Annotated in this window: 9 protein-coding genes; 2 read left to right on the top strand and 7 right to left on the bottom strand. The window is 45.9% G+C overall.

The features are described 5' to 3' along the window. The 5 genes from ACQY26_RS01900 to ACQY26_RS01920 all read right to left on the bottom strand — a co-directional run. A partial coding sequence (locus tag ACQY26_RS01900; protein ID WP_428047395.1) for an NAD-dependent epimerase/dehydratase family protein occupies positions 1-175 on the bottom strand: 175 nt, incomplete at its 3' end. A gap of 17 nt (positions 176-192) precedes the next feature. After that, positions 193-1,350: a galactokinase gene (locus ACQY26_RS01905; RefSeq protein WP_428047387.1), complete on the bottom strand. Its 1,158-nt coding sequence runs from the start codon at positions 1,348-1,350 to the stop codon at positions 193-195. Between the two features lie 54 nt (positions 1,351-1,404). Further along, the gene (locus tag ACQY26_RS01910) at positions 1,405-3,117 is read right to left on the bottom strand and encodes a solute:sodium symporter family transporter (protein ID WP_428047388.1); all 1,713 of its coding nucleotides are present in this window, start codon (positions 3,115-3,117) and stop codon (positions 1,405-1,407) included. Positions 3,118-3,281: 164 nt separating this feature from the next. After that, on the bottom strand, positions 3,282-8,786 hold the full coding sequence (locus ACQY26_RS01915) for a hypothetical protein (protein ID WP_428047389.1): 5,505 nt from the start codon (positions 8,784-8,786) through the stop codon (positions 3,282-3,284). A gap of 1,152 nt (positions 8,787-9,938) precedes the next feature. Beyond that, complete coding sequence (locus ACQY26_RS01920) at positions 9,939-10,943, bottom strand: DnaJ C-terminal domain-containing protein (protein ID WP_428047390.1); 1,005 nt, start codon at positions 10,941-10,943, stop codon at positions 9,939-9,941. A gap of 46 nt (positions 10,944-10,989) precedes the next feature. On the opposite strand from ACQY26_RS01920, the gene ACQY26_RS01925 reads away from it, so the two are divergent. Both ACQY26_RS01925 and ACQY26_RS01930 read left to right on the top strand, forming a co-directional pair. Beyond that, on the top strand, positions 10,990-12,207 hold the full coding sequence (locus tag ACQY26_RS01925; RefSeq protein ID WP_428047391.1) for an MFS transporter: 1,218 nt from the start codon (positions 10,990-10,992) through the stop codon (positions 12,205-12,207). A gap of 63 nt (positions 12,208-12,270) precedes the next feature. Then, a complete protein-coding gene (locus ACQY26_RS01930; protein WP_428047392.1) occupies positions 12,271-14,919 on the top strand; it encodes a 4-alpha-glucanotransferase in 2,649 nt (882 codons plus the stop codon). A 73-nt stretch (positions 14,920-14,992) separates the two neighbouring features. On the opposite strand, the gene ACQY26_RS01935 is transcribed toward ACQY26_RS01930, so the two are convergent. Together ACQY26_RS01935 and ACQY26_RS01940 are read right to left on the bottom strand one after the other, a co-directional pair. Next, the gene (locus tag ACQY26_RS01935; RefSeq protein ID WP_428047393.1) at positions 14,993-15,613 is read right to left on the bottom strand and encodes a hypothetical protein; all 621 of its coding nucleotides are present in this window, start codon (positions 15,611-15,613) and stop codon (positions 14,993-14,995) included. A gap of 404 nt (positions 15,614-16,017) precedes the next feature. After that, on the bottom strand, positions 16,018-16,437 hold the full coding sequence (locus ACQY26_RS01940; protein WP_428047394.1) for a hypothetical protein: 420 nt from the start codon (positions 16,435-16,437) through the stop codon (positions 16,018-16,020). Positions 16,438-16,599: the final 162 nt, after the last annotated feature.

Below are 16,599 nucleotides of genomic sequence, written 5' to 3' on the forward strand. Positions count from 1 at the left end.
CAAGCTTTTTTTTGTCGCCCAAGTCGCCTTTTACGAACTCCATACCGCGCACGGCCTGCCTGTGCCCTTTGGAAAGATTATCGTAAACAACCGCGTTATAGCCCTTTTCCTTAAGCATTTTAACGGCGTGGCTGCCTATATAACCGGCCCCGCCGACAACTAAAATATTCTTCATGTAGAACCTCTTACAAATTATAATTTCCTTGCGCCGGCCCCTATCTGAGCGATATAAAACGCCGGTTTGATTTTTAAAGCCGCTTCATATTCCCTGCCGGCTTTTTGCTGGACTTCTTCCAAAAATTCGTTTTTGACCAAAGCTATGCAGCATCCGCCGAAGCCGCCGCCCATCATTCTTGCGCCCAATACGCCATCGCACCCCTGCAAGGCCTGCGCCATGGCGTCCAAAGCCGGGCCGGTAACTTCATAATCGTTTTTAAGGGAAGTGTGGGAAGCGTCCATAAGTTTGCCAAAGCCTTCTATATCCCCCTTTTTAAGCAGGGCGACGGCCTCAAGCGTGCGGGCGTTTTCAGTTACGGCGTGGCGCATACGTTTAATAAGCGTTTCGTCCTTAACCAAATCTTCCGCTTTAGGCAAATCGGAAGGTTTCAGCTGGCAAAGATAATTTACTTTAAACCGGCTTTGTACAAGTTTTAAAGCTTCCTCGCACTGGCTGCGCCTTGTATTGTACTGACTGCCGGTAAGCTTGTGATTATAATTCGTATTGGCTATAAGTATTGAAATACCGTTTAAAGCTATCGGGCAGTAAGAATATTCAAGGGTGTTGCAATCCAAAAGAATGGCATTGTCTTTTTTGCCCATAGCGGAAGCGAACTGATCCATAATACCGCAATTCATTCCGACAAAATTATTTTCCGCCTTTTGGCCTATTTTGGCAAGCTCTATAAGGCTGCAGCCGAAGTTATAAAAATCGTTTATCATTACGGCGGTTACGACTTCTATCGAAGCCGAAGAAGAAAGCCCCGCCCCGTTGGGAACGTCGCCGAAGTATAAAGCGTCAAACCCGGTATTTATTATATGGCCGGCTTGTTTAAAAGTTTCAAGAACGCCTTTAGGGTAATCGGCCCAGCGGTTTTCTTTTTTAATATCGTTTAAATCGGCCGATATCACGCCTTCGTTTTCAAAGTTTACGGAATAAAAATTTACTTTTGAATCATGCCTTTTGGAAGCTATCAAATAAGTGCCGAAAGTCAGCGCGCACGGGAATACGTATCCGCCGTTATAGTCGGTATGCTCCCCTATCAGATTGGCTCTGCCCGGCGCAAAAAAAACGGCCGCGCCGTCGCGCCCGAAAATCTTTTTAAATTTGGTTTTAAGTTCGTTGATATCCATAAACACCCCTTTGTTAAGACGGGGCCCCGCTTAAAGCAAGGCCCCGTTTAAAAATTAAGCCGCTATGCCGAGTTTTGAGAACAAAATATACAGCCCGACTACGCAGCAGAATATCGCTATGCTGACCGGCACGGCCTTGCGCCAAGGCGTAGTATCGACGATGTGTCTGTCCAAGGCGTCTTCGTACTCGTTTTTGGAAGGATAGAAATGCCCCATGGCAATCATAAACAGGGAGCATATCACAAACAATATCGCCAAGATATGCAGATAATGTATGCTTGAGAACGAGAACAAAGGCTGTACAAACCAAGCCGGCAGATTGTTGTAGAAGAAAGCCGCCACGCCTTTTAAAGCCGCGGGATCGGCCATGCCGCCCGCCATAAAAGCTTTAAAACCGCCGGACATAGCCGTAAGCTGAGTGGTGCCGTAAACCAAGATGAATATGGCAAGAGTAATCTTGGCGGAAATCGCCGGGGCTTTTTTGTTAAGCATGCCGATAAGCATTAAAGTCAATATAGGCACATTGTAAAAGCCGTTTACGGTTTGCAGATAGTCAAACAAGCCGTTGGGAGCATTGGCTATCATCGGCGCGACTATCATTGAAAATATCGCCAGCACCGCGGCGGCGAGCTTGCCTTTTTTTACAAGTTCGTCCTGGCTTGCTTTAGGGTTGATGTATTCTTTGTAAATATTAAGAGTAAACAAGGTGGAAGTAGAATTAAGACCGGCGTTGAAAGAGCTTAATATCGCGCCGAAAAGCACCGCGGCAAAGAATCCCACCAAGAACCACGGCAATACTGCTTTTACGAGCATAGGATAGGCGAAATCGCTCATTTCCAGCCCGGGACCGAATATTTTAAAAGCTATAATGCCCGGCAAAATAAGGAACAAAGGCCCGAAAAGTTTTAATATCGCCGCATACAAAATACCCTTTTGTCCTTCTTTAAGGTCCTTGGCGGCCAAAGCTCTTTGAATAATGGTTTGGTTTGTGCCCCAATAGAACAAGTTTACAAGGAACATACCCGTAAACATTGTGGCAAAAGGCACCGGGTCGGAACTTGAACCTATGGCGTTAAATTTTTCCGGCACGGCTTCCACCAATACGCTAAAGCCTTCAACGGGGTTGCCGCCGCCGATATACATAAGGCCGAAAATCGGTATCATCAAACCGCCTATTAAAAGGCCTATACCGTTTATCGTATCGGCTATGGCCATAATTTTAAGGCCGCCGCTTAAAGTGTAAATTATGCCGAGTATGCCTATAGACCATACCACCACGTAAATACCCTGCATTTTGGTTATGCCGAAGGTGCCTTCCAAATCGAAAATGCCGCTTAGGCCTATCGCGCCGGAATATAAAACTATCGGTACGAATATCAATACGTACCCAAAGAGGAAAAACCAGTTTACCACCTGCTTGGTAACGGTATCGTACCTCTCGCCGATAAAATCCGGTATCGTGGCGTATCCCTTTTTAAGGTAACGGGGCAGAAAGAAAAACGCCACCACTATCAAAGCCAGCGAGGCGCCCACTTCCCAGCCCATTACGGACATATTATCGGTATAGCCCTGTCCGTTAAGGCCTACCATCTGTTCGGTGGAAAGATTGGTAAGCATCAGCGAAGCAGCTATTACCCATCCCGTAAGCCCGCGCCCTGCAAGAAAATAGCCCGTTTCGGTATGGGTGTTTACATTTCTGGTTTTGTAATAAGAAATGCCGTATACGACTAATGTGAAGACAATGAAAGAAAAGACCGTAAGCAACATCACAACCTCCGTTAAAAGATGAAATGACTGCACCTACACCACAAATCTAACATTTCTATGGTGGGTTGTAAAGCATTTTCCCGTCCTATTTAAGAATAAGCCGAAAAACGCAAAAAACAACGGGGAACTTTTAAGTTCCCCGCCGTAAATGTTATTTGCTTAATTTATTTTGCCGGATTTTCCCCTTCCGAGGAAGAAGGATTTTGACCATCGTCTTTATCGCCGCCTTTAATTTTATTTTTATAAAGGCCGACTACATAATCGGAAGCTTCTTTAAATTCCTGAACTACATATTTGTAGAGCGTGGAATTATCAAGCATTCCTTTGGTGCAGACCATGCTGGCCACGAGCATAGCCAAAGAAGCCATTACGCGGGCGTAAGGAAGGCCGGTCCAGTCGTTAAGGTAAGTTATCGGCATTGAAAGCCCTACGGCCAGCGGCATGGTAAAGCTTAACGCCTGCGAAAGCTGGCTTTGAAGTTCCGGGTGCTTTCTTATGATATAAGCGAACATCTGCGAGAAGTAATTTCCTATACCTATGCTGGCTATTACACCGCCGGCGATTATCGTATAGGGCGAATCAGCCATAATGCCGCCCATTATGGCCGCAGTACCCAAGCCGGAAAGCAAGGAGTATGCAAAGTAGGAAGTGCCCGAAGACATCCTGGTCGTAGTGATATTGCCAAGAAGCCTTCCGAGCATCAAAGATCCGTAGAGAACGCCTATAACCATAATCGTGGCCATGTCGCCGTCCGGGACGATTTGATAAAGCGTTGAGGAAAACGCGCTGCTGACGGAAAGTTCATGCGCCGTAGCCAAAGACATACCCGAAACTATCCCCATAACGCCTTCTTTATGAAGCATTATGTTAAACACCTCTTTAATATCGTTCCAAAGGTTCTTTTCTTTTGCTTCCGCGGCCGTTTTTGCGCCTGCGCCTTCGGCGGAAATATCTTCCATTTGATAGACGTCATTTTTAATATGGTCTATTATTATATTGTCCCTCAAGTTGGTTTTCTGGACTTTGTATCCCGCATACGCGCTATAAGCGGCGTACAAAGGCAAAGACACGTCCCAGCCGAAGTTAAAATCAAAGCCGAAAGGCTTGCCCGCATAGTTCAGCACGGAGGGCGCTATAAGGAAAGCCATCGTGCCCAAATTCTTATTTATGAAGCTGCGGTTATAGTACAAAATATCCTGCATCGAAAAATCACTTCCCGAGGAGAAAAGGTTTTTAAACTTTTCCGCCAAAATATCGGTTGTAATTTTTACCGATTCGGCAAGGTTTTTATCTTCCTTTTTCTTATCCTTGGATATCGGCATCCCCCCCCTGTTCATGTTTATAAGGGAATTGCCGATTACGTTTCTTATATTGATTGAGAAAGCCAAAGCAAACAGGGCCAATCCCAAAGAAATCGTCCTAAGCATGGTAGGCTCCATGGTGGAAGCATAGCCGTAAAAGCCGAATACGGAAGGCAGTATCGCCGCCAGCATTGATATGCCTATTGAAACTTTAAACATGGCGACTTCGCCGTATTTCTTTACCAGCGGGTTCAAAAGCGGAGATAAAATGCCCGGCAGATAGTTTACTATGTACATCAGGTTCGTGGCGAAAGCTTCGCTGACGCCCAATGATTCCGGCAGGACCGGGCCCAAAGTTTTGCCGAGGCTCGGGTTAATATAGAAACCTTGTTTGATGATTACCGTCGCTTTGTCATAGCTGGGCATAACTTCTATCGGCATTACGTCTTTTGAAGAAGCCAGCACTTTAAGCAGAACGCCTCTTTGGTTTTTAGGTATTCTTACTACCACGGAAGAAGTTATAATATCCGGCATTCCGCCTTTGGGCGATAAAACGCCTATCGCTCCGGAAGGCGTCAAAACAAGTTTGCGTCCGTCTTGCACAAATCTGGCGTCGGTAATAACTTTTATCGGCAGTTTTTCGGCTCCGTCGCCGTAGTATAAAGGCACGGTGGCGGTTTTATCAGGCTCTATGCCGTATTGCCAAATTTTAAGGGTTATGCTTTCGCCCAAAGCTTTAAGCTGATTGGCGAATTTTAAAAGGCTCTTATGTTCGGTTTTTAATCTTAAATAGAAGTTGGACATTACCCTTGGCTTCTTGCCGTATTCTCTGAGTTCGGCCACATTGTTGAAGAAAACCACATTTGTATAGCCTTTTGCGTCAAAATCTTTACTAAAGGTAAGTTTTACGGGCAGAACTTCGCCGCCTTCCGGGGTGGCTACGCTCATGGTGAAGCTTCTGTCCTGCATATCTTCGGCGTAAGGCAGCGTGGCCGAAGCCGCAAGAACTTCATCTTCCGAAGCCACATTGCCGTTTTCGTCGAAAGAAAACTCTACCCTGCGCGAAGCTAAAGAGGATAACGGCGTTTTATAGGAACGCACGCCGGAATAGAAATGCGGTTCGGCGGGTATTTCGTATACGTAATTATTTCCGAACTTAGCTTTAAAATCATTCCATTCGCGGGGAGTAAATAAAGCAAATCCGCCGTTTTGCGCGCCTTTTTGAGCCAAAAAGCTTTGTCCGTCGGCACCGTAAAGGTTGAAAGCGCCCAAATTATAGGGACTGGCGTATCTGCGCGTTTGCACGGGCGCGACGCCCATAATTTTGTTGTCTAAAATTTTATATAAATCTTTCCCGAGCATTAAAGGGAAGGCGACGCCCGCGCCAGCCGCAAAGCCGATTTTATAGACATTGCTCAAAAGCCCCTTGACGCTGAGATTGCTTACCAGATCGCCGCCCGGCAAGGGGACGGTTCCGTAAAACTGGAATATTTTAGGATCTATCACGCTTACCGGTTTTAACCCGGAGGAAGCAAAAGGCCTTAACGGCAGGCTTGCGGAGCGGCCGAAATCAACCGCGCCGGCCAATTTTGCGCCGTTGCCGGTATTTACGACAAGTTCCGTCCCGGTTGTTAAAAATCTGCCGGCGTTTAAGGCTTCGGGCGTTACCGTGGCTACGTTATAGTTAAACAGCAATGACGTGCCCAATATCGTAGCCCTGTTATTTATGAATTTTAACGTTTTGGATACGGGCGTAAGCCTGTGATTTTCAAGGAAAGTATAAAATTTTGATACCGGGCTGACATAATCGGGATTATGGGAGAACAGCCTTAATCCCGACGTATAATCCGGGTTATACGGCCTGGTGTCGCCCAAAGCTTCGGCTATGGTTATGCCGGGTTCGGTTTCAAGGCGCCAAAGGCCTAATGTACCGTCGCCGGAGGAGCCCAAATTCTTCCAAGGCTGTAAAATATTTCTGTTCCACCAGCCTGTCGCTTTATAAGCGGACTGAGCCTGCCTTAAAGATGAAACTGAAGAGTTAAAAAGGGTATTTGCTTCCAATAAAGAAGTTTCCCCCGCGGTGAAAGCCGGCAAAGCTGGAGGAGTCTTTAAAGTTTCGGCCAAGGCGTTTACTTCCGCCTGCAAGGCTTCTATTACGGAAGCCGAAGCCCCTTCGGACTGATATCTTGAAAGCAAAGCCAGTTTGGAATTATAAAGTTCCGCAGCCGTATTATATTCTTTTACTTTGGCTAAATAAGATGCGTTTTTAGCTTCCGCGCCCGCGCCGTAAAGACGCGCTTTTGTCACTAAATCCATTTGGGCTTTTTTAGCTTCGTATTGAGCCGCAGCCAAATCCGCGCGCGCTTTCTGCCTGGGAGTAGGTTTGGAAGAATTCTGTACTTTTGCCTGGGTTCTGACGCGGCTTTCGTTAAGCCTTGCCAGCTGACGTCTGTCCGCCCAATTTTGCAGTTTTATATCCCTAGGAGTAGGCTTCGCCGCGGGAGCGGGCTTGCCGGTAAATAAAGCTTTTATTCTTAATCCGCCCGATTTTATGCGGCTGCCGAGCCTTAACATACTGTTGCGAGCCGATATATAACCGCCTAATTTGGCGTAATTGGCTTTTATATAAGCTATGCGTTTGGCGTTATCGGCTATTCTGCCGGCCCTTATAGCGGTATAGGTTGAACGGCTTAAGCTTAAAGCTTTTCCGCCGAGCTTTGCCAAGCCGACAGTGCCCCATATCATAAGCAGTATGTCCAAGGAAAAAGCGGCTCTGTCCAAATATCTTAAATTTTTGTTGCGGGCAAGCCTTGCATTATATTGAGCTTTGCTGATTACCGCGCCGGAATTAAGGCTGTTTTTTATACCGGGATATTTAGCCAAAAGGGCTCTGTCCAAATCGTATTCCTGGGTTGCGGGTATATCGCCCAAAGTCAAATTGGCCAGTTTCAAAGCGTAAGACTGCGCCGTCGCCGCGTCCGCGCCGGATTTGCCGCTTAAAAGCGCGCCGGCCAAAAAGGGCCTTATGCCTTCAAAACCCTTATTGACGCCGTATTCTTTAAGCAAAGCAAGAGAAGCTTGGCTTCCGTCTTCCGCCAATAGCTTGGCCAAATCCATAAAAGTGTTTGCGTAAATATAGCGTGTGCTGTACTGGGTATTTACGGAAGCGCGGCCCAAAAATCTTCCGCCGGCGGTTTTGGCTTTGCCGGCATAATAAGTGAGGCTTATATATTCCCCGAAAGAGGCCGAAGAGTTTTCTTTAACGGTATAACGGTTTAAAATCCTTTTAAGCGCGGCGTAATCTTTGACCGCCAGCAGAGAGGAAAAACCCGCCGCCAGTATATTGGCCGAACCCATTCCGTTTTCGCCGGCGTATATCACCCTTTCCACGGCTTTGGAATATCTGCCGTTGTCTTTGCCGACTACATATCCGCCCAGCACCATCGCGTCTATTATATCCTGAAGCAGATTCGCGGCCACCTTTTTATCGCTTTTCCCGCTGGTCAAGCCAAGCTGCAAAGCGTTAAGGTTCTGTTTTTCCAAACGGGTAACGGCGTAATTATATACGGCAAGGCGGTCTTGCGTCGTCAAAACCGGTTTGCCGTTTAATTTTAAATTTACGAGATAAGAAAAAGTCGGCACGGAAAGATTGGCCGCGCCTATAGCCTCTATATATTTTCTAGCGACTTTATACGCCGCGTCATTTACTTTTTGGCTATTGGCTTTGCGCCACGCTATTTCCCCGGCGGCGTCCTTTTTATAATCGGCGTATGCGTTTTTAAGCGGATAAATGGAATGAATTTCGCTGATTACAGCATCTTCCGGCGTACGGAAAGGAGCAACCGTCTTCCCGCCGCTTAATTTGGCGTATTCCTTTGCGGCTTTTTTGACTTCGGCATTATAAAGCTTTTCATATTCTTTATAAGGCATTACGGTTCTGGGCGAAAGCTGAGCGGCCAAATACGCGCCCAAATCGGCCTCAAGCGCATTCGTTGATTTATAACCTTTAATTTTAACGTACATCGGCGCAAGAAGCCCGTACTTTTCTTTACCCTCTCTTGACAAAGCCGCGACTTTGGTTTTGTGTCCGCCGTTTGCAAGCTTACGCAAAGCCGCGGATGTTTCTCCGTTAAGCGCGGCTTCATAGATATTGCCCTCATTTCCCTTTAAATAGAGATCTTCCAAGGCGGAACTAAACGCGCCCTCTTCCGCGTTAAAGAGATTAAACGAACCTTCAAAAGAAGGCAAAGCGGAAAAATCCGCGCCGCCGATACCCGTAAAGGCCGCGGCGTTGCATTCAAAAAGAATGACGAAAGACAATACCGCGGAAATAATTTTTACGCCTATGGAAGATAATTTTCTTTTCATTTAATTAAGCACCGTTTTAATTTTCATACGCCCCTGCGTTTTACTTTTAACTTTTCTTTATACGCTCAGGACATAAAAAAAGGCGTCTAAAAATTTTTTAGACACCTTTTCCAAAATCTGATTTTGCACTTATATTGAGGCAGCATTCCCTGCGGCCGCCGGCAACACTCCCGGGACGGGAATGTATGCCGAATACCGAACGCTTAAAGCGAGCCAAGCTTAAGGAAGCTTTGGCCCCTCCTATACTCGTATTTATAACGGAATTTATAAGCATCTCGGTATCCTTTTACTAAGATTTACAAATTTCTTATATACTAATTTTATCTATTTTTGAGCGGGCTAACAAGCGGATTTCAGACCTATTTTAACCTGGGACTTAAGGCCTATAAAAAGTTTTCACGCCAAGTGAAAACCGCAGGGAGCATAAATCTTTCCTTAGTTATATGAATAATTATATAAAAACCGCGTTTAAAAGTTAATCTTCCCCGATAAACATGACGAGAAAAAAGGTAAACGCAGGTCAGGCTACGCCTGACGTTAAAAAGGGATTTTCCTTTGTCAGGCAAAGCCCGACCTACATTAATCAATAAAAAAGTTATGGAAGCATTTTGCGACCGGATAAATTTATATGTTGGATTATAAAGAATAAATTTTTAAGAGAAGAGAAATAATTATAAGAGGTAGAAATAAGTTAGCAAGGTTGAAAGAGTAAAAAAGATTTCAGCGTGAGAGAATGTCAGCGGCGTGATTTTTCAGATTTGAGGGAAATTTAAGTTTTATTCTGATTGAGGTATACTTGCCGCTATGCGAACAAAGTGAGCGAGGTATCCGAACGAGTAAAAAACGCAAAGGCAACCAAATACGGAAGCCTGTTAGCCGTGAGAATGCAACTTAGACCGAGTTAAAACCGTGCGAATATATAACCGGCGTGAACTTTAATATTTAGTGAAAATTTTGTTTTTCTTATGAACGCGGTATACTAAGCATGATGCGCCCGGAGGGCGCGCAGTATCCAAGTGAACAAAAAAACAAAATTTACCTAAATATTAAAGTTTGCTAGCTGAGAGCACGTAACATAGCCCGAGTTAAAAAGGCAAGAACCCAAATTAACCCGAGTAAAAAATCGGGGCCGGGATACCCCGGCCCCAAATCCTACTCCGTTTCCCTAAGCAAACTAAACAACTCCTTTTGCCTGTCCGTCAGGACATTCGGATTATTTATAATAAGTTCAACATACATATCGCCGGTCTTGCCCAAACCGCGCCCGCTCAGTTTAAGTTTGCGCCCGCTGTGCGAACCTGCGGGAACTTTTATTTTCACTGCGGAGCCGTCCGGCATTTTGGCCGTAATACTCCCGCCCAAAGCCGCCGTCCATGGCATAATATCCACGACTTGATGTATATCCTTGCCGTCCAAACGGAAATGGCTGTTAGGAGTTATCTTTACATTTACATACAAATCGCCGGCGCCCCTCGGGCCGGGGTTGCCTAAACCTTTGAGTTTTATTTTCGCGCCGTCGGATATTTTAGCGGGGAATTTAACCTGAGCGTTTCTGCCGTTGGGCAAAGTAAGGTTTACAAGCCCGCCGCGGTAAGCCTCGGAAAGAGAAAGCGACAAATTGGCTTCGCTGTCGCCGGAGTTTTCCACGTCCGCCCCCGCGCCGGCAAAACCGGCGAAAGGATTTGCCGCACGTCCGCCCCTGCCGCTCCTTGAACCGAATCCGCCCATTCCGCCGAAAATCTGCTGGAAGAAATCGCTGAAATCGGATGCGTCAAAACCGCCCGTTCCGTTAAAATGTACGCCGCCGCCGAAAGGATTTGCGCCGGAAGACTGATAATATCTTGCGCCGCCTGTTCCGCCCGCGCCGTAAGAAGAACTGCCGCGGCCCGTTGCGGAAGAAGCCCCTCCGCCGCGAGCATAGTTTTGATAGCCGCCGCTGCCTACTTGATCGTAAATGGCTCTTTTCTGTTTATCCGAAAGGACTTCGTAAGCTTCGTTTACGTCTTTAAACTTTTCGGTCATTTCGGCCTTTTTGTTTTCCGGGTGCATATCCGGATGATATTTGCGGGCCTGAGTTTTAAAAGCTTTTTTGATGTCGGCTTCGCTCGCGTTCTTGCCGACGCCCAAAATTTTGTAATAATCTTTATAATCTGACATTTCTACCCCTCCGCTATGAAATCATTTTATATAATTTAGTTACCTTATGACAGCGGACCGGGACATTAACAAATACAACAGCAAACCTGTTAAACTTATACTGACGACGGAGGCTTTATCCTCTCTCGTCAATCAGCTGTTTCAAATTTTGCTGCCTTGGTATATATTGGTCAGCACCGATTCCGTCATTTGGCTGGGCATAGCCGGCTTCGCTTCAATCGCGCCGAGCGTGTTTTCCTCATTATGGGGCGGCGCGGTAATAGATAAAATAGGCCGCTCAAAAACCATGCTCGTATGCGAATCCGCCCAGCTTGTTCTTATAACTTTGATTCCTCTGCTTATAATTACAGATTATGCCAAACCTTGGTTAATTTCAAGTATCATCTTTCTTTCCGGCTTTTTTGACGAACCTGGGCAAATGTCCCGCCAGGCTTTGATGCCGACTTACTCCCGCCTTGCCGGAATGCCGCTGCACCGTGTAACCGGCATAAGGGAAGCGCTCGACGGCATAATGGCCGTAGGCGGGCCGATTTTGGGCGGGGCGGTAATAGCGTTTTACGGAGTTTTTCAAGCTTGGACGCTGGCCGCCGTTTTATGTTTTGCGATAGTTTGCATGGCGATTAAAATTTTTAATTCCAGAAAGCCGCGCGTAAAAGCCAATTCCACCACTTACGCCATGGCTTGGAAAAACCTTACGCATGATAAATTCCTGCTTAAAGTGATATTAATTACCTTGCCTCTGTTTATACTGGGGCAGTCGTGGGAGCTTCTCATCCTGCCGGCTTACGTACACGCGTTTAAACACGGTTCGCTGTTTTTGGGCGCGCTGGAAGCCGCATTCGGCCTGGGCGCGTTCATAGGCGCGGTTTACTATGCGGCGGCGGGCAAGAAATTTAAATTCTTTACGCTTTCCGTGGTAAATTATTCCGCTTATGCGCTTTCCGTGCTGGTGCTGATGTATAATCTGCCCAAAATACTGGTAATAGGCGCGACGGGGCTTTGCGGGCTTCCGTTCGGGGCTTTCAGCGCAATGGTCATAACCATAATACTTTCCCGCGCGCCGGAAGAAACCCGCGGCAAAACGTTGGGATTTTTCGCCGCCGGCGCGGCTTTTACGGAAAGCGTATTCATCCTGATAATAGCCTTTCTGCTTAAGCAGGCGGGGCTTTTTAACACGCTTCAAACCGTATTGGCGTTTTTTATACTGCTTATAACAGCCGCTCTTTTCGCCCGCAGGGGCGAAGACGGACCTCCCATCAACTGAACACCTGCCCGCTTACGGAAAGTTTTGTTATAATAAAGTTGAACTTTAACAGAGGTTCCTTATATGCAAATTAAATTTTCCTTAAATTATTTTACAGCTCCTCATGAAGAGCTCAAAGCAGTCATAAAAACGAAAGAGCCGATCTCGCTCACTCTAAAATCCGACGGGTGCGGAAACTGCTCCGCTTCCGCCCAAATACCGGCTTTTACGGAAGAACCCGTTTATTATTACGCCGTATACGAAAACGGCCTCGAAAAACGCAGGGAATATCCCTTTCCGCCGCGCAAAATAAACTCTTCCGCACTGCCGCAGGATTATACCTTAAACCTAAAAGACGCCTGGCGCGATACCCCGCCCTTCTGTCCGCTTTATTCTTCCGCTTTTTCCAAGGAAAGCGGCGCGGCGGCAAAAACAGCGGTATATGATAAAACCCTGATTTTAAAAGCCTATGCGCCACAGCTTAAAGAGAACCAAACCCTTAAGCTTTGCGGTGCGGATAAAAACTTGGGAGAGTGGCACATATCGCGCGCTCTGCCTATGATGAAAACCGCCCTTAACGAATGGACAATAGCTCTAAACGCGGCGGAACTGCCCCGCACTTTGGAATTTAAGTTTATAGCCGCTTCGGAAGAAAACATCCTTTGGCAGCAGGGGCGCAACAATTTGCTTAATTTGGACGTAAAACATAAAGAAGTTTTGGTAAAAAGCGATTTTTATCCTTCTTTTGAAATTCCCTCGCCGCGTGCGGCAGGCATAGTCTTGCCGGTATTTTCTTTAAAGAGCGAAAGCAGCTTCGGCGCGGGCGACTTCGGCGACTTAAAAAAACTTGCCGACTGGGCCGCCGCCTGCGGGCATAAAATTATACAAATACTGCCGATTAACGACACCACCATAACCGGCACATGTACGGATTCTTACCCGTATAACAGCATTTCCATTTACGCTTTTCACCCCATGTATATGGATTTGAAAGCCTTGGGGCCGCTTTCGGATAAAGGCAAGGAAGACTGGTTCGCGCAAGAACAGAAACGTCTAAACGCGCTAAAGGAAGTAAACTACGAGGAAGTAAACCTCTTAAAACGGGCCTATATAAAAATGGCTTTTGAAGAACAGCACAGAAACGTATTTAATACGGAAGAATATCAAAAATTCTTTGAAGCGAACAAAAGCTGGCTGAGGCCTTACGCGGCTTTCCGATATTTGAGAAACAAGTTTAATACGCCCGATTTCCGCAAATGGCCGCAATATAAAGTTTACGACAAAGCGGAAATAGCGGAACTTACTTCCCCCAAAAGCAAAGCTTACAGGGAAATATCGTTATACTATTATACCCAGTACAACCTGCACCGCCAGCTGCTTGACGCCGCTTCTTACGCAAGAAGCAAAGGCGTAATAATAAAAGGTGATATACCGATAGGGATTTCCCGCGACAGCGTGGAAGCCTGGACGGAGCCGCACTATTTTAATTTGGACAGCCAAGCCGGCGCGCCGCCGGACGATTTTTCCGTCAACGGGCAAAATTGGGGCTTCCCCACTTACAACTGGGAAGCCATGGCAAAAGACGGCTATTCCTGGTGGAAAAAACGCTTTAAAAAAATGGCGGAGTATTTTGACGCTTACCGCATAGATCACGTTTTAGGATTTTTCAGAATATGGGAAATACCGCTTAATTCCGTACACGGGCTTTTGGGGCAGTTTTCCCCCGCACTCCCTATGGACGCGCGCGAAACGGCCCGGTTTGGATTTAACTTCAGGCAGGAATATCTAAAGCCGCGCATAGACGAAGCTTTACTTAAAGAATTGTTCGGGGATAAAGCCCCGTACGTTAAAGAGAAATTTTTAACTTCTTTGGGCGAAGGCTTTTACGCCATGCGCACGGAATTTGACACCCAGCGCAAAGTTGAAGCCAGTTTCGCCGGGCGGAAAGATAAAGATAGCTTGGTTTTAAAAGAAGGGCTTTACAGCCTTATAAGCAATGTGCTGTTTGTATCCGATAAAAATAACGCAGGGCTTTATCACCCAAGGATTTCCGCCCTCTCTTCCGACGCGTTTAAAGCTTTGGACGAAGGACAAAAGCGGGCTTACACAAATCTGTACAATCATTACTTTTATCATCGCCATAATGAGTTTTGGAAGAGGCAGGCTATGGCAAAACTGCCCGCGCTGGTTTCTTCTACAAGAATGCTGGCCTGCGCGGAAGATTTGGGTATGATACCCGCCTGCGTGCCGGAAGTTATGGACGCTTTGCAAATATTAAGTTTGGAAGTGCAGCGTATGCCCAAAAGTCCGCTTCAGCGTTTTGGGGATACGTCTAAATATCCGTATCTGTCGGTATGCACCATATCGACGCATGATATGTCCACTTTGCGCGGCTGGTGGCTGGAAGACGCAAAACAAACCCAAGCTTTTTACAATGATACGTTGTGCAAAAAAGGCTCCGCCCCTAAAGAGGTTTCCGCCGAGATTTGCGAGGAAGTAATAAAACGCCATTTGGCTTCGCCCTCTATGCTGTGCATATTGTCATATCAAGACTGGCTGAGCATGGATAAAAATTTACGCTCCGCGGATATTGAAGGCGAAAGGATAAATATCCCCGCCAATCCTAAGCACTATTGGCGATACCGCATGAATCACAGCATTGAAGAGCTTTCGGCTTCCCGCGAATTAAACGGGAAGATAAAAGCCATCATCGCCGAAAGCGGAAGGCTGTAATCATTTAATCAGAGCAAAAAAAGAGGCGGAGGGCTTACTCTCCGCCTACTGAGGAACTTATAAGGATAAAATCTTACTTCTTTATAATATATCTGTTTATATAATCAGTGGTGCTCTTGGCTGATTTGTAATTGCCGTTCTTAATCCCTTTCACAGCTTGGCTTATATAAACATAAAACTTGTTTTTAAGATCCCTGTTTAATTTGCGGAACTCTCTTTCAAAGTTCTGAAAATCTTTTTTTATTTCGCGTAAAACGCTTCTTTTTGCTTTGACTTCTTCCTCGGCTTTGCGGGAGCTGTAAAACCATTTGCGCGTCCTGATGCCGGCCAATTTGCCGCCGCATAAATTCCTGGGCAAAGGGGTTACTTTGGTATCGGGTTTTACGGAAGCTATTGTTTTATCAAAATCCACCGAACGCAGCTCCCTCACTATTTTATCGTTAAGTTCATCATGGCTTGCGGAAGACGCGCTTGCGTATTCCTGCGAATTGGCGTAAGAAGATTCAAAATAGAGATTTTCCAACGCTTTCATAAAGTTAGTTGAGGCTAACTCACTTCCCAAAAAATTTTCACCGGCCGCGCCGCCGTTCTTCAATGCGGAAGACGCGCCCTGATATAAGCCCGCCATATCTTTGGAATATACCGTCATGGATAAAACCAACAACAATACCGGCAATACTGCTTTAACTTTCATTACAACCTCCGAATTTTTACTGCATTATTTATAAAGTTAGCCTTACCTAACATAATTTATTATAGCATAAAAAAATAAAAGTCAACAAGTTTTTAACCGGCCCGGGCAGATTTTAAATTTAAAACCCCGCTTTAGCCTAAGCCAAAGCGGGGCGGTTAGTTGAGAGCCGGGTTTTATCCCGGTAAATTATTATTGCCAAGCATTTCCGTTAATACTTATTGCGTACATAATATTTCTTTGCAGTAGCTCCTTGTTTCGCCATTGCAAGGATTAGCGCCATTAACAACATCACTGTATTCGTTTACCCATATCTCATAATAGTGGCCGACATTTTTCTCGTTACATGTTGGAAGCTGAGCATTTATACATGAGTACTTACTATGACCTTTAGGCTTATACTGAACTTACCCGGATGTGCACTCTTTCACTATCGGTTCTTCCGGGTCTATTACAATATCCCCTACGCAAAAACGCCAATCCCCGCAGGTGGGTGTTTCATCCACAATCTGAGAAATCCCCCCGCACCCTTTTGTTACTGCCGGCACGGTACATGTCCTGCATTCTTCTCCTTTTAGATTAACTCGTTTTTCTGTATATGTGGCCGCAGGCAAATTACATCCGCCAGATAACTTCCCGCCGGAGCACTTACACCACCCGGAACCTGTTTGAGTGGTACCGTCCCCTAAAGTTCTGTTGCACGCCACTTTACTTTCATATGAGCCCTCACACTCCTTTATCACGATATCCAAATCAGGATTGGATATTGCACAAAGTGCGGCGGAAGAGAGCAGCATTAGGCAAGCAAAAGCTTGAAAAACTGTCATAAATCTCTTTACACTAACCATATTTTTTACCTCCGTTTTTGATTACCTCAGGCCGAAAAATCCTAATAAGCTTAAATTCAAAGCAACAGCGCATATCACAGATTTTTCAGCCTGAAATTTGTGTAAAATTTATCAAAAAAAAACAGACAACTGTTTTATGTT

This window comes from Candidatus Proelusimicrobium excrementi, from assembly GCF_937881865.1.
In the GTDB taxonomy this organism is placed as follows: domain Bacteria; phylum Elusimicrobiota; class Elusimicrobia; order Elusimicrobiales; family Elusimicrobiaceae; genus Proelusimicrobium; species Proelusimicrobium excrementi.

Coding starts and splice junctions, on each gene's coding strand:
- ACQY26_RS01905 (WP_428047387.1), bottom strand. CDS start 1,350: ATGGATATCAACGAACTTAAAACCAAATTTAAAAAGATTTTCGGGCGC.
- ACQY26_RS01910 (WP_428047388.1), bottom strand. CDS start 3,117: ATGTTGCTTACGGTCTTTTCTTTCATTGTCTTCACATTAGTCGTATAC.
- ACQY26_RS01915 (WP_428047389.1), bottom strand. CDS start 8,786: ATGAAAAGAAAATTATCTTCCATAGGCGTAAAAATTATTTCCGCGGTA.
- ACQY26_RS01920 (WP_428047390.1), bottom strand. CDS start 10,943: ATGTCAGATTATAAAGATTATTACAAAATTTTGGGCGTCGGCAAGAAC.
- ACQY26_RS01925 (WP_428047391.1), top strand. CDS start 10,990: ATGACAGCGGACCGGGACATTAACAAATACAACAGCAAACCTGTTAAA.
- ACQY26_RS01930 (WP_428047392.1), top strand. CDS start 12,271: ATGCAAATTAAATTTTCCTTAAATTATTTTACAGCTCCTCATGAAGAG.
- ACQY26_RS01935 (WP_428047393.1), bottom strand. CDS start 15,613: ATGAAAGTTAAAGCAGTATTGCCGGTATTGTTGTTGGTTTTATCCATG.
- ACQY26_RS01940 (WP_428047394.1), bottom strand. CDS start 16,437: ATGACAGTTTTTCAAGCTTTTGCTTGCCTAATGCTGCTCTCTTCCGCC.